Annotated in this window: 9 protein-coding genes and 3 tRNA genes; 10 read left to right on the top strand and 2 right to left on the bottom strand. The window is 59.6% G+C overall.

All coding sequences use genetic code 11. The features are described 5' to 3' along the window. Positions 1–155 precede the first annotated feature (155 nt). The 4 genes from JFU47_RS23615 to JFU47_RS23600 all read left to right on the top strand — a co-directional run bounded on the left by JFU47_RS23615 (position 156) and on the right by JFU47_RS23600 (position 4950). Entirely contained in the window at positions 156–509 is a 354-nt protein-coding gene (locus JFU47_RS23615) for an MGMT family protein (RefSeq protein WP_123365895.1), read from the top strand. A 44-nt stretch (positions 510–553) separates the two neighbouring features. Further along, positions 554–2119 carry an AmpG family muropeptide MFS transporter gene (locus JFU47_RS23610; protein ID WP_201185968.1) on the top strand — a complete coding sequence of 522 codons (1566 nt, stop codon included), beginning with the start codon at positions 554–556 and terminating at the stop codon, positions 2117–2119. 144 nt (positions 2120–2263) lie between these two features. Beyond that, positions 2264–3979: a proline--tRNA ligase gene (locus tag JFU47_RS23605; protein WP_123365893.1), complete on the top strand. Its 1716-nt coding sequence runs from the start codon at positions 2264–2266 to the stop codon at positions 3977–3979. A gap of 17 nt (positions 3980–3996) precedes the next feature. After that, on the top strand, positions 3997–4950 hold the full coding sequence (locus tag JFU47_RS23600; protein ID WP_123365892.1) for a hypothetical protein: 954 nt from the start codon (positions 3997–3999) through the stop codon (positions 4948–4950). Positions 4951–5093: 143 nt separating this feature from the next. Here the strand turns inward: JFU47_RS23600 and dinB are convergent, their stop codons facing one another. Further along, complete coding sequence (gene dinB / locus JFU47_RS23595; protein ID WP_123365891.1) at positions 5094–6155, bottom strand: DNA polymerase IV; 1062 nt, start codon at positions 6153–6155, stop codon at positions 5094–5096. Positions 6156–6455: 300 nt separating this feature from the next. On the opposite strand from dinB, the gene JFU47_RS23590 reads away from it, so the two are divergent. The 5 genes from JFU47_RS23590 to JFU47_RS23570 all read left to right on the top strand — a co-directional run bounded on the left by JFU47_RS23590 (position 6456) and on the right by JFU47_RS23570 (position 11364). Further along, positions 6456–6532: transfer RNA gene (locus JFU47_RS23590), tRNA-Met, on the top strand. 231 nt (positions 6533–6763) lie between these two features. Continuing rightward, positions 6764–6840, top strand: a tRNA-Met gene (locus JFU47_RS23585). A 231-nt stretch (positions 6841–7071) separates the two neighbouring features. After that, positions 7072–7148, top strand: a tRNA-Met gene (locus tag JFU47_RS23580). 278 nt (positions 7149–7426) lie between these two features. Then, complete coding sequence (gene mprF / locus JFU47_RS23575; RefSeq protein WP_201185966.1) at positions 7427–10069, top strand: bifunctional lysylphosphatidylglycerol flippase/synthetase MprF; 2643 nt, start codon at positions 7427–7429, stop codon at positions 10067–10069. After that, positions 10069–11364, top strand: a complete 1296-nt coding sequence (locus JFU47_RS23570; RefSeq protein ID WP_140677595.1) for a virulence factor family protein — start codon at positions 10069–10071, stop codon at positions 11362–11364. The genes mprF and JFU47_RS23570 overlap by 1 nt, the downstream gene beginning before the upstream one ends. Before the next feature lie 64 nt (positions 11365–11428). On the opposite strand, the gene JFU47_RS23565 is transcribed toward JFU47_RS23570, so the two are convergent. Continuing rightward, complete coding sequence (locus JFU47_RS23565) at positions 11429–13330, bottom strand: potassium transporter Kup (protein WP_201185964.1); 1902 nt, start codon at positions 13328–13330, stop codon at positions 11429–11431. 289 nt (positions 13331–13619) lie between these two features. Between JFU47_RS23565 and rimO the strand changes: the two genes are divergently transcribed. Further along, positions 13620–14957: a 30S ribosomal protein S12 methylthiotransferase RimO gene (rimO, locus tag JFU47_RS23560; RefSeq protein WP_201185962.1), complete on the top strand. Its 1338-nt coding sequence runs from the start codon at positions 13620–13622 to the stop codon at positions 14955–14957. Positions 14958–14986: the final 29 nt, after the last annotated feature.

Below are 14986 nucleotides of genomic sequence, written 5' to 3'. Positions count from 1 at the left end.
ACAGGCTCAAGTTTGCGAAAAAAAGTCGGCATTATCCATACGAATAAGACCCTAGCAAGGACTGACCCGACTATTTCTATTGAGTTCATTTCTCAATAGGTGATCCAGGATTTACTCTACAGACGGTAAGGCGAACTTTTTCAGGAACTGCCGACGTGACCGACTCAACCGCTGAAACCGATAGTCCGGCGCAAATCCGACGCACGGCGCTGTACCTGACTCTGGCGCAAGTCCCAGAGGGTAAAGTCGTGAGTTACGGTCAGCTCGCCGAGTTGGCGGGACTGGGTCGCGCCGCCCGTTTCGTCGGGCGGACGCTGAGCCAACTGCCGGGCGACAGCAAATTACCCTGGCACCGCGTGCTCGCCGCTGGCGGGCGTATCAGCCTGCCTGCGGGCAGCCCGTCAGGGGACGAACAACGCGCACGCTTGCGCATGGAGGGCATCAGTATCCTGAACAATCGTGTTGATATTCAGCGCCATGGCTGGCGCCCGGTAGAGCACAGCGGTTAGAGTGCGCGCTTTGTTTCCGTATTTCTTGAGGCAGACTCCAGCCCATGCCCCGTAAAACCTGGCGCGCCGCGCTCGCCGCCTATGCCAGCCCCTCGACGCTTGTACTGTTGCTGCTTGGTTTCGCCGCCGGCATGCCCTACATGTTGGTGTTTTCGACACTTTCGGTCTGGCTGCGCGAAGCCGGTGTGGCTCGCGAAACCATCGGCTATGCAAGCCTGATCGGCCTGGCCTACGCCTTTAAATGGGTCTGGTCACCGCTGCTCGACCAATGGCGCCTGCCATTTCTCGGCAAGCTCGGTCGCCGACGTTCCTGGCTGGTGCTCTCCCAGGCACTGGTCATTCTCGGCCTGATCGGGATGGGTTTCTGCGACCCGCAAAAGCATTTGTCCTGGCTGATCGCTATTGCTGTGGTTGTCGCCTTCGCTTCGGCGACGCAAGACATCGCGGTCGACGCCTATCGCCTGGAAATCGCCGACGATACTCGTCAGGCCGCCCTCGCCGCCAGTTACATGTCTGGTTATCGGATCGCCGCGCTGCTGGCCACCGCCGGCGCCCTGTTCTTCGCTGAAGGCTTCGGCTCCACCGGTTTCAACTATAAGCATTCGGCATGGGCCGGCACCTACATCCTGTTCGGCGTCTTGATGGTTCCGGCGTTGCTGACCTCCTTTTTCATGCGCGAACCGCCGGTGCCGCTGCGCACGCAGCTTCAGGCCGGGCGCTACAGCTTTGTGCATCAACTGGCATCGGTGTTTGTGCTGATCGTGCTGCTGGTTTCCGTGCCGGCCATGTTCACCCAGTTGTACAACACCGATTTTGCCAGCGTGCTCTTCCAAGGCGTGAGCCTGCTCAACCTGCTGCTCGAAGACCGCGCGTTCCTGCGAGCGATCCTCTACACCACGCTCACCGCGCTGTGCCTGTCGGCCATTGGCCGCCGCGGCCTGGCGCCGGTGCTGACGCCGATCAACGACTTCATTCTGCGCTACCGCTGGCAAGCGTTCCTGCTGCTCGGGCTGATCGCCACCTATCGGATGTCCGATACGGTCATGGGCGTGATGGCTAACGTGTTCTACATCGACCAAGGCTTCACCAAGGATCAGATTGCCAGCGTCAGTAAAGTCTTTGGCCTGATCATGACCCTGGTCGGCGCCGGCATGGGCGGCCTGTTGATCGTGCGCTTCGGTATCTTGCCGATTCTGCTCATCGGCGGCATTGCATCAGCCGGCACCAACCTGCTGTTCCTGATGCTCGCCGACATGGGCGCCAACCTGAACATGCTGATCCTCACCATTTCCCTGGATAACTTCAGTTCGGGCCTGGCGACCTCGGCGTTTGTCGCCTACCTGTCGAGCCTGACCAACCTGAAGTTCTCCGCGACCCAGTACGCCCTGCTCAGCTCGATCATGCTCTTGCTGCCACGCCTGATCGGCGGCTACTCGGGGGTCATGGTGGAGAAATTCGGTTATCACAATTTCTTCCTGATCACTGCCCTGCTGGGCGTTCCGACGCTGCTGTTGATCGCGTTGCACTGGTTCCAGGAAAGCCGTCGCGAAGGCCCGACGCCAACGCCAGCACCAGAACCGGTTCCGACCCAGGTCGCGGAAGAATCGTAGACTCTCAAGCAGGAAGCAGCGCAGAGGGCGCGGGGGTTCCCGCTCTCCCGCCACACCCCGCCGACCGCACGCCTGTACGCCAGCAGATCTCGCCCGTACAATGCTCCGTCATTTCTCGTCATCAGCAACCGACAACGGCCAACCATGCGCACCAGTCAATTTTTGCTCGCCACACAGAAAGAAACGCCTTCCGACGCGGTCGTGATCAGCCATCAGCTGATGCTGCGCGCCGGCATGATCCGCAAACTCGCCTCGGGCCTGTACACCTGGCTGCCGATGGGCTTGCGAGTGATGCGCAAGGTCGAAGCCGTCGTTCGTGAAGAAATGAACGCCGCGGGCTCTCTCGAAGTGTTGATGCCGAGCACCCAACCGGCTGAGCTGTGGCAGGAATCCGGTCGCTGGGAAGAATACGGCCCTGAATTGTTGCGCTTCAAGGATCGCCACGGTCGCGATTTCTGCGCCGGCCCGACTCACGAAGAAGTCATCACTGACCTGATGCGCAACGAGTTGAGCAGCTACAAACAGCTGCCGATCAACCTGTACCAGATCCAGACCAAATTCCGTGACGAAATCCGTCCACGCTTCGGTTTGATGCGCGGTCGCGAATTCATCATGAAGGACGCCTACTCCTTCCACGCTGACCAGCCATCGCTGCAGGTCACCTACGACCGTATGCACCAGGCGTATTGCAACGTGTTCACCCGTCTGGGCCTGAAGTTCCGCCCGGTTGAAGCCGACAACGGCTCGATCGGTGGTGCTGGCTCCCACGAGTTCCACGTGCTGGCCGAATCCGGCGAAGACGATATCGTCTTCAGCAACGGTTCCGACTACGCCGCGAACATCGAGAAAGCCGAAGCCGTGCCACGCGAGACTTCCCGCGCCGCACCTGCCGAAGAGCTGCGCCTGGTCGACACGCCGAACGCCAAGACCATCGCGCAATTGGTCGAAGGCTTCAACCTGCCGATTGAAAAGACCATCAAGACCCTGGTGGTTCACGCTGAAGAGAAAGGCAAGCTGATTGCCCTGATCATCCGTGGCGACCACGAGCTGAACGAAATCAAGGCCGGCAACCAGCCTGGCGTTGCCAGCCCGCTGGTCATGGCCTCCGAAGCCGAACTGCGCGACGCCATTGGCGCCGGCGCCGGCTCCCTGGGCCCGTTGAATCTGCCGCTGCCAATCATCATCGACCGTTCCGTCGAATTGATGAGCGACTTTGGCATCGGCGCCAACATCGACGACAAACACTACTTCGGCGTGAACTGGGAGCGTGATCTGCCGGTTCCGACCGTTGCCGACCTGCGCAACGTGGTCGCCGGCGATCCGAGCCCGGATGGCAAGGGCACCCTGGAAATCAAGCGCGGCATCGAAGTCGGGCACATCTTCCAGCTGGGCAACAAGTACAGCAAAGCGATGAAGTGCGAAGTGCTGGGCGAGAATGGCAAGCCAGTCACCCTGGAAATGGGTTGCTACGGCATCGGTGTTTCCCGCGTGGTGGCTGCGGCCATCGAGCAGAACAACGACGCCAACGGGATCATCTGGAGTGACACGCTGGCCCCGTTCCAGATCGCTCTGGTACCGCTGCGCTATGAAACCGAACAGGTTCGCGAAGCCACCGACAAGCTGTATGCAGAATTGACTGCCGCCGGCTTCGAAGTACTGCTGGACGACCGCGACAAGAAAACCAGCCCGGGCATCAAGTTCGCGGACATGGAGCTGATCGGCATTCCTCACCGGATCGTGGTCAGTGACCGCGGCCTCGCCGAAGGCAATCTTGAATACAAGAGCCGCACCGAACCCGACGCGCAAGCGCTGCCGGTCGCAGACGTGCTGTCCTTCCTTCAGTCCCGTATCCGCCGCTGACACCAGATAGAGAAGTCATGTTCAAGCGAAACACCTTAGGCCTCGGTGGTGCCGCCCTGTGCGGCACCCTGCTGGTCAGCGGCTGTGCCAATCACATGTCACAACGCAGCGAGCACGAGGAACGTGTCGAGCGTAAATTGCTCGATCACAGCCTGCAGATTGATGTCGGTGAGCCCAAGGTGCTTGAGCTGCCCCAACGTCGGGTGAAGATCCACGAGCAGAAGACTTTCGAAGTCACCGAATTCGAAGTCACACGCCACTACGACCGCTACACGCCTTACCAACCCTGGCGGGAGGCTTACGAGATCCCGCTGGGTGCGGTGGCCGTGGTGGCCGGTGTCGGTGCGAACGTGGTCAACGTGTTCGCCCTCGGCAACCTGCCGGACAGCGTGACGAAAGACTGGTTGAGCTACGGTTTCGCCGGGCTCAACCCGTTCATGAACGTGCAGTCTCATGGTCGCGCGCAACAGAACCTGGCGGGAATCGACGAGGTCCAGCTCGACAAGCGCACCGAATACTCAAGCCTGCCATGGAGCGAGCGTCCGGTTGAGGTCAAGGCCGGCAAGGAAACGTTCGAGATGAGTACCGACAAAAACGGTGTATTGCGCGTGAACCTGCTGGACAGCCCGTTCGCAGAACACGACATCAATCATCTGAGCCGGCTGCTGATCAGTGTCCAGAATACTCAGGACGACGTGCATACCAACTCGTCCCTGGCGGTCAGTAGCTCCTTGCGCGGCAAGCTGCTTGAAGCTCACGGGCTGATTTACGACGACCTCGAAGACGACGAAGTGAGCCAGTGGGTACACCGGGTCAAACGTTTGTCGGAACTGGGCCTGGAAGAAGAAGCCACCGAGCTGGAACAGAGCCTGATCGAACTGACGCGCAACGATCCTGAGTTGCAGACCGAATTCCTCAAGTCATTGACCAAGGATGCCGGGCGACTGGTTGCGGATCCGGGACCGAATTAAAAGCAAAAGCATCGTCGGAACGCCGCCCGGAGCCGGCTCGCTCCCACAGTTGATCGGGTTGTTCAAACGAACTCGGCCTAATGTGGGAGTGAGCCTGCTCGCGATGACGGGCTGTCATTCACCGCCGAATCAAAACGCTTCCACTACCGCTCAAACAACTCCATCTGCTCAAACCCGCCCCGCAAATCCTCCAGCCGCACCCCAATCCCCAGCAACCGCACCGGTTTCCCGCCGCGATTGAACGCCTGGGTCAGCAACAACTGATAGCTCCCCAGATCCCGCCCTGCCCCGGCCTGCTCCAGAGTGGTCTGGGTGAAGTCATGGAATTTCACTTTGACGAACGGCTTGCCCGGTCGATAGCTGCTGTCGATTCGCGCCATGCGGCCGGCCAGGGTTTCCAGTAGCTCGGGTAATTTATCGAGGCAGCTCACCAGATCCGGCAAGTCCACGTCGTAGGTGTTTTCGACACTGATCGACTGCCGACGACTGTCGTTGTGCACCAACCGGTCATCGATCCCACGAGCCAGGCTCCAGAGTCGCTCGCCGAAGCTGCCGAATTCGCGCACAAGCGCCAACTTGTCCCATTCGCGCAGATGTGAACAATCGACGATGCCAAGCCTGCCTAATTTGTCCGCGGTCACTTTGCCAACGCCGTGTAACTTGCTCACTGGCAAACCACTGACAAAATCCTCGACCTGATCCGGCGTAATGACGAACAAGCCGTTTGGCTTCTTCCAGTCGCTGGCGATCTTGGCCAGAAACTTGTTCGGCGCAACGCCCGCCGAAACGGTGATGTGCAGTTGATTAGAGACGCGACGGCGAATGTCCTGGGCAATCCGCGTGGCGCTGCCACCGAAATGCGCACTGTCCGATACGTCGAGGTAGGCCTCATCCAGGGAAAGCGGCTCGATCAAGTCGGTGTAATCGCGAAAGATCGTGTGAATTTCTTTAGAGGCTTCTCTATAGGCCTCCATGCGTGGCTTGACGATGGTCAGGTCCGGGCACAGCTTCATGGCATGTCCGGAAGACATGGCCGAGCGCACCCCATAAGCCCGCGCCTCATAATTGCAGGTGGCGATCACTCCACGTCGATCCGCAGAACCGCCCACTGCCAGAGGCTTCCCGGCCAGGCGCGGGTCGTCACGCATCTCGATGGCGGCGTAGAAGCAGTCACAATCGACGTGGATGATTTTTCGCTGCGTCATATAAAAGCAGTGTTCATGGTGAAGAAATGGAGTACTGGCGAGTCAGATCGGCAGTATCTCACTGACACCTGTATATAGCACCAGTACTCTGAATGTTCTTTTCTACTTGTAGGAAAAGTGCCGATGAATTTATTTTCTTAATCGAAAAGCTTCACCCGATAGAGCTGAAAGCCTTGCCACACCGACCTTACAGCCCATCACTCAGCCCTGTTTTCAAGCTAAGCGATTGAACGGGAAGAGGTTTTCTCTGGGTTGAAGGTTGACAGCCTGCCGATCCTCTGTAGAATGCCGACACACAGACGCGGGATGGAGCAGTCTGGTAGCTCGTCGGGCTCATAACCCGAAGGTCGTCGGTTCAAATCCGGCTCCCGCAACCAAACATCAAAAAAGGCTACTCGAAAGAGTGGCCTTTTTTGTGCGCGTCTCTTTTGTAAACACAGGATAGAAAAGAGCGGGTAACGGCTGACGGCGCAGGATTGAGAATTCGTTCTAATTCCGAAACTTAAGTCTCCCCCATCACCGTTCGCCGCTCATTTACGTTTATTTGACCCTATTCAGGATTAACGGTAGACACTCCGGCGTTCGCCTGTAGAATGCCGCCACACAGACGCGGGATGGAGCAGTCTGGTAGCTCGTCGGGCTCATAACCCGAAGGTCGTCGGTTCAAATCCGGCTCCCGCAACCAAACATCAAAAAAGGCTACTCGAAAGAGTGGCCTTTTTTGTGCGCGTCTCTTTTGTAAACACGAGATAGAAAAGAGCGGGTAACGGCTGACGATGCAGAAACGAGAAATCGTTCCGATTCCGAAACTTAAGTCTTCCTCACGACCGTTCGCCGCTCATTTACGCTTATTTGACCCTATTCAGGATTAACGGTTGACACTCTAGCGTTCGCCTGTAGAATGCCGCCACACAGACGCGGGATGGAGCAGTCTGGTAGCTCGTCGGGCTCATAACCCGAAGGTCGTCGGTTCAAATCCGGCTCCCGCAACCAAACATCAAAAAAGGCTACTCGAAAGAGTGGCCTTTTTTGTATCTGCTGAAAAAGCCCTTTCGCAACAATGATCTGCCACTGTGTACCGAGCCGTTCGGGATCCCCGATGTTCTGAGCCCAGACTATGCTGAGCCACAGACAGAACCTTCTACGACTGATGACGTACCATCGCCGATACCCGGTGAGAGGCGTTAATATTTGTGATTATTTTTTTCTACAGGGATTGGTAACTTGGCTGGATACCCCCATCCTGTCGCGCACAATCCAAGAGGTGATTGATGCGCGCCAACTCGTCTGATCCACAAGACACCGTCACAGCGACACAACCGATCAAGGCCGAGCGGCTGCGCTTGCTTGATCGAATCAGCAAATATCGCCAGCCCATCGGCCTGGCAGTCACTTTGCTGTTGTTCGCTATCGCGCTGATTGCCTGTCGCCACCTGCTGAGCGAACTCGATCTGTACGCTCTGCACGACTCGATTCTCGACGTTCCGAAACCGGCCTTATTGGGCGCACTAGGCGCGACCGTGGTCGGCTTCATTATCCTGCTGGGCTACGAATGGTCGGCCAGCCGCTACGCAGGCGTGACACTGGCGCCACGAATCCTGGCTCTGGGTGGGTTTACCGCATTCGCCATCGGCAATGCCATTGGCCTTTCGATGCTCTCGGGGGGCTCGGTTCGCTACCGTTTATATGCACGTCATGGTCTGGGCGCTTCTGAAGTCGCTCACATGACGCTGTTCGCCAGCCTCTCGCTCGGCTGCGCCCTGCCCCCACTGGCCGCCCTCGCCACCCTCAGCAACCTGCCTGGCGCTTCTGCCGCCCTGGGTCTGTCCCAGACGTTGCTGGGTGCCATCGCCGTGGCCGTTTTGCTGCTCTTCAGCGTACTGGCCATCGGGATTTACCGCCGCCGCCTGCCAGAGCAACCTTACCCGGACAACCTGCTGGTCAAGGTTGGACGCCGCACCTTGCGCCTGCCGGGCCGACGCCTGACGTTCCTGCAACTGATCATCACGGCCTTGGACGTTGCCGCCGCGGCAACTGTGCTCTATCTGTTGCTGCCTGAAGCACCGCCCTTCGGCGCGTTCCTGCTGGTGTACCTGCTGGCCCTGGCCGCCGGGGTGCTCAGTCACGTTCCCGGCGGGGTCGGGGTGTTCGAAGCGATTTTGCTGGCCGCCTTTTCCGACAAACTCGGTGCCGCGCCACTCGCTGCCGCCCTGCTGCTCTATCGCCTGATCTACGTGGTGCTGCCGTTGCTGGTGGCCTGCGTATTCCTGCTGATCAATGAAGGTCAGCGCCTGTTTCAATCGCGTCAGTCCTTAAGGGTGGCGTCCGGCCTGGCCGCGCCGATTCTGGCGGTGCTGGTATTTCTGTCCGGCGTGGTGCTGTTGTTCTCCGGCGCCACCCCGGAAATCGACACACGCCTGGAACACATCGGCTTTCTGATCCCGCATCGACTGGTCGACGCCTCGCACTTCGGGGCCAGCCTGATCGGCGTGCTTTGCTTGCTGCTGGCCCAAGGGTTGCGCCGCCGACTATCGGCCGCCTGGATGCTGACCACCATCTTGTTGCTGGTCGCTGCCCTGCTCTCGTTGCTCAAGGGCTTCGATTGGGAAGAAGCCTGCTTGCTGACGCTGACTGCGAGCTTACTGGGGGTTTTCCGCAGCTCGTTCTATCGCCCCAGTCGTCTGACCGAGGTGCCGTTCTCGCCGCTGTATCTGGTGGCGAGCCTGTGCGTACTCGGTGCGTCGATCTGGCTGTTGCTGTTCGCCTATCAGGACGTCCCCTACAGTCATCAGCTCTGGTGGCAGTTCACCCTCGACGCCGATGCCCCGCGTGGCTTGCGCTCGCTGCTCGGCGCCGCCGTGCTGCTGGTGGTGGTGTCCCTGACCTGGCTGCTGCGCACCGCGCGCCCGGTGATCCATCTGCCAACGCCCGATGAACTGGACCGCGCGGTAAAGATCCTGATGGCCTCCGCACAACCGGATGGTGGCCTCGCTCTGACCGGTGACAAGGCACTGCTGTTTCACCCCAACGACCAGGCGTTCCTGATGTACGCACGCCGTGGTCGCAGCCTGGTGGCTTTGTATGACCCGATCGGCCCGACCCAGCAACGGGCGGAAATGATTTGGCAGTTCCGCGACCTTTGCGACATCCACCACGCCCGTCCTGTGTTCTACCAAGTGCGCGCCGAGAACCTGCCGTACTACATGGACATCGGCCTGACCGCGATCAAACTCGGCGAAGAAGCCCGGGTCGATCTGCTTCGCTTTGATCTCGAGGCCAAAGGCAAAGAGATGAAAGACCTGCGCTACACCTGGAACCGCGGCACTCGCGATGGCCTGTCGCTGGAGATCTTTGATCCGGGGCAAGCGCCGATGGATGAACTCAAGATGATTTCCGATGCCTGGCTGACCGGCAAGAACGTGCGCGAGAAAGGCTTCTCGCTCGGCCGTTTCAGCGATGACTACATCAAGCATTTCCGCGTCGCGGTGATTCGTTTCGAAGGGCGTCCGGTGGCGTTCGCCAACCTGCTCGAGACGTATGGCCATGACCTGGCCAGTCTCGACCTGATGCGCGCACACCCGGATGCCCCCAAGCTGACCATGGAGTTCATGATGGTCGGCCTGATTCAACATTATAAAAATCATGGATACGCGCGCTTCAGCCTGGGCATGGTGCCGTTGTCGGGGTTGCAACCCCGTCGTGGCGCACCACTGACCCAGCGTCTGGGCTCGATGGTTTTCCGCCGTGGTGAGCAGCTCTACAACTTCCAAGGCTTGCGCCGCTTCAAAGACAAGTTCCAGCCAGACTGGGAACCCCGTTATATGGCCGTGCCCGCCGGACTCGATCCGCTGGTTGCCCTGGCCGACACTGCTGCCCTGATTGCGGGCGGCTTGACTGGATTGGTGAAACGCTGATGATTCAACGCTCCTTGCGGTACGTACTGGCCACACTGGTAGTGCTGGCCCTGATTCTCGGTGGCGGTTACTGGTACCTGAAACGCCCGGCGCCCGAACCGACCCTCGAACAGCTGACGCCGGCCAATGGCGCCGCGATGACCCGTGTCATCCCCGGCAACACGCCACGCGCCCAGGTACTGGTGGCGGTCAATGAAGACCAGAAGCTCAGCAACAAACAGTTGATGACCCTGAGCCGCACCGGTTCGGCGCAGATTGTTCAGGTGATCCTGCCCAAAGACTGCCTGCTGCAAAGTCGCGCCCTGCAATCAGCCCTGAGAGAACTCAAAGGCCCGGCGACCCTGGTCAGCGGCATCGGCCCTGGCGCCGTGCTGGCATGGCGCTGGTTGTCCGAGCAGAAGAGCGACAAGGCCCAGGCCGTCTCGGTGGACCTGGCCCTGGAAAAACCAGGCTGCACCCACCTGCTACCGAAAAGCGCCGCTCACGGGCACTGGCTGGTGGCCTGGAACGACAACCCGGACGACACCAGCGCCGGCTTCGTGCGAGACCAACCCAACGCCGAAACCAGCATCAGCGACTACGACATCAACCTGCCGCAAGTGCTGAACAACGAGTTGCGCAAGATCCTCGTGGGTGGCGACAAAGCTTCTGGCGGCTTGCAGATCCCGGTGGTCGAAGTGCCCGCCGGCCAGGCCAAGGACACCGTGACCCTGTTCCTGTCCGGCGACGGCGGCTGGCGTGACCTTGACCGCGACGTAGCGGGCGAGATGGCGAAGATCGGCTACCCGGTTGTCGGCATCGACACCCTGCGCTACTACTGGCAACACAAGAGCCCCGAGCAAAGCGCCCTGGACCTCGCCGAGCTGATGCAGCACTACCGGCAGAAATGGGGCTCCAAGCGCTTCATCCTTACCGGTTACTCGTTCGGCGCCGACGTCCTGCCGGCGATCTACAACCGCCTGGAGCCATCGGAGCAGCAACGCGTCGACGCAATCATCCTGCTGGCCTTCGCCCGCACCGGCAGCTTCGAAATCGAAGTCGAAGGCTGGCTCGGCAACGCCGGCAAAGAAGCCGCCACCGGCCCGGAAATGGCCAAGCTGCCGCCGGAGAAAGTGGTGTGCATCTATGGTGAAGAGGAAGTCGACGAGAGCGGCTGTACCGACAAGACCGCGGTTGGAGAGGCGATGAAATTGCCTGGCGGTCATCACTTCGACGAGAACTACCCGAAGCTGGCGCAGCGGTTGGTGGATATCATCGAGAAGCGCCAAGCGAAGGAGACGGCGGCTCAAGAGTGATCTGAGTCCAGCCCACGAAAAAGCCCCCGCTGCCTTCATGGCAACGGGGGCTTTTTGATGTTGCTTACATCTCTACCTGCGTCCCCAGTTCAATCACCCGGTTCAGCGGCAGATTGAAGAAGCGCAAATTGCCGTTGGCGTTCTTCAACATGAAGGCGAACAACGCCTCACGCCAGCGGGCCATGCCTTCGAGCTTGGAGGCGATGACCGTCTCGCGGCTGAGGAAGTAGGTGGTGCGCATCGGGCTGAAGTCCAGGTCATCGAGATGACACAACTTCAACGCTTGCGGCACGTCCGGCTCGTCGATGAAGCCGAAATGCAGGATCACCCGGAAGAAACCTTCGCCGTAGGAATCAACCTCGAAACGCCGTGATGCCGGCACCCGCGGGATGTCTTCGTACACCACCGTCAGCAGCACCACTTGCTCGTGCAGCACTTGGTTATGCAACAGGTTGTGCAACAAGGCGTGGGGCACCGCGTCCGGGCGTGCGGTCAGGAACACGGCGGTGCCCTGGACCCGATGCGGCGGCTGCACACGAATACTGCTGATAAAGATCGGCAGCGGCAGGCCGCCCTCGTCCAGTCGATCCACGAGCAGCTCTTTACCGCGCTTCCAGGTGGTCATCAGGACAAACAGCACGATCCCCGCCAGAACCGGAAAGGCACCGCCCTGAATGATTTTCGGCACGTTGGCAGCGAAGTACAGCCCGTCTACCAGCACGAAGCCAATCAGAATCGGCACCGCCAGCACCGGTGGCCATTTCCACAGCAGCAACATAACCGCAGACACCAGAATACTGGTGATCAGCATGGTCCCGGTCACCGCCACGCCATAGGCCGAAGCCAGGGCGCTTGAAGACTCAAAGCCAATGACCAGCAGGATCACCCCGACCATCAGCGCCCAGTTCACCGCGCCAATGTAAATCTGCCCCTGCTCGGCGCTGGAGGTGTGCTGAATGTGCATGCGCGGGATGTAACCCAGCTGGATCGCCTGACGGGTCAGCGAGAACGCACCGGAAATCACCGCTTGCGAAGCGATCACCGTGGCCAACGTCGACAGCACCACCAGCGGAATCAACGCCCAGTTCGGCGCCAACAGGTAGAACGGGTTACGCGCTGCTTCCGGGTCGCCCAACAGCAAAGCGCCCTGGCCGAAATAGTTCAGCACCAGTGCCGGCAAAACCAAGGCGAACCAGGCGCGAGCGATCGGCTTGCGACCAAAGTGGCCCATGTCCGCGTACAAGGCCTCGGCACCGGTCAACGCCAGCACCACGGCGCCAAGAATCGCCAACCCCATGCCCGGATGCACCGTGAAGAACCTCACGCCCCAGACTGGATTCAGTGCATTGAGGACTTCAGGATGCTGAATGATGCCGCTGACACCGAGCCCGCCCAGCACCACAAACCATAACACCATGATCGGACCGAACATTTTACCGATTCGGTCTGTGCCGTGTTTCTGGATCAGAAACAGTCCCACCAGCACCACCAGCGATAGCGGCACGACCCAGCGCTCAAGCCCATCGAACGCCAGCTCCAGACCTTCCACCGCCGACAATACGGAAATCGCCGGGGTGATCATGCTGTCGCCATAAAACAGCGCTGCGCCGATCAATCCCAGAATCACCAGCACCGCACGCAGTCTCGGATAAGGTGAAGATGCACGACGAGCCAGCGCCGTCAGCGCCATGATCCCGCCTTCGCCCTGGTTGTCGGCGCGCAGAATAAAGAGCACGTACTTGATCGAAACGACCCAGATCAACGACCAGAAGATCAGCGCCAGAATCCCGAAGACCCCATCATGGTTGACCGGCACACCATAATGTCCGGAGAACACTTCTTTAAGGGTGTACAGCGGGCTCGTGCCGATATCGCCATAAACCACCCCGACTGCCGCGACCAGCATGCCGATCGGCTTCGCCGACGAATGCTCGGCACCCGCTGCCTGACTACTTGCCTGCCCCATCCAAAACTCCTACTACTCAGACCCGGACTTCTTATAAGAAGCACTATGCTTTGCCGTGCAGCATGCGCTGTTTTACTTACGGTTACAGACGTTTCGTTGACTGTAAAAATTCGGTAAAGCGTAACGGCGCGAAGCATAGCGCAGCACTCGTCGTATTTCCCTGCATAAAGCTGGTCAAGTGCGCCTCTCATCGCTAGAATTGCGCACTTTTTGATCAGAGGCGCAGCAAAGCGCCCGTCTGTCGCCTTGCCGTCTTCGGCTGGAGGCGTCACAAATACCGAGGTTAGACATGTCCACCACTCCTGCGCCGGCCAATCCAAAGGTTGGCTTCGTATCCCTGGGTTGCCCCAAAGCACTGGTCGACTCCGAGCGCATCCTTACCCAGCTGCGCATGGAAGGCTATGACGTCGTATCCACTTACGAGGACGCCGATGTCGTGGTGGTCAACACCTGCGGCTTCATCGACTCGGCCAAGGCTGAATCGCTTGAAGTGATCGGCGAAGCCATCAAGGAAAACGGCAAGGTCATCGTGACCGGCTGCATGGGCGTCGATGAAGGCAACATTCGCAAGGTACACCCAAGCGTATTGGCCGTGACCGGTCCGCAGCAGTACGAGCAGGTGGTCAACGCCGTGCACGACGCCGTGCCGCCGCGTCAGGATCACAACCCGCTGATCGACCTGGTGCCGCCGCAAGGCATCAAGCTGACCCCGCGCCACTACGCCTACCTGAAGATTTCCGAAGGCTGCAACCACAGCTGCAGCTTCTGCATCATCCCGTCGATGCGCGGCAAACTGGTCAGCCGCCCGGTCGGTGATGTATTGGACGAGGCTCAGCGCCTGGTCAAAGCCGGCGTCAAAGAGCTGTTGGTGATCTCGCAAGACACCAGCGCCTACGGCGTCGACGTGAAATACCGCACCGGTTTCTGGAACGGCGCGCCGGTGAAAACCCGCATGACCGAACTCTGCGAAGCCCTGAGCACCCTCGGCGTCTGGGTTCGTCTGCACTATGTTTACCCGTACCCGCACGTCGACGAGCTGATTCCGCTGATGGCCGCCGGGAAAATCCTGCCGTACCTGGACATCCCGTTCCAGCACGCCAGCCCGAAAGTCCTGAAAGCGATGAAACGCCCGGCCTTCGAAGACAAGACCCTGGCCCGAATCAAGAACTGGCGCGAAATCTGCCCGGACCTGATCATCCGTTCGACCTTCATCGTCGGCTTCCCCGGCGAAACCGAAGAAGACTTCCAGTACCTGCTGAACTGGCTGACCGAAGCGCAACTCGACCGCGTCGGCTGCTTCCAGTACTCGCCAGTCGAAGGCGCACCAGCCAACCTGCTGGACGCGGCCATCGTGCCGGACGACGTCAAGCAAGACCGTTGGGATCGCTTCATGGCGCACCAGCAAGCCATCAGCTCGGCGCGCCTGCAAATGCGCATCGGCCGTGAAATCGAAGTATTGGTCGATGAAGTCGACGAGCAGGGCGCGGTCGGCCGCTGCTTCTTCGATGCCCCGGAAATCGACGGCAACGTGTTCATCGACAACGGCAGCAACCTCAAGCCAGGCGATAAAGTTTGGTGCAAAGTGACCGACGCCGACGAATACGACCTGTGGGCTGAACAGATCTAAACGCAAAAAATACGAAAAGCCCCGCTCTC

The organism is Pseudomonas sp. TH39(2020), assembly GCF_016650715.1.
In the GTDB taxonomy this organism is placed as follows: Bacteria; Pseudomonadota; Gammaproteobacteria; order Pseudomonadales; family Pseudomonadaceae; genus Aquipseudomonas; species Aquipseudomonas mandelii_C.
The sequence above is the reverse complement of the archived record's forward strand: the minus strand, read 5'-3'. Positions and strand labels throughout refer to the sequence as shown.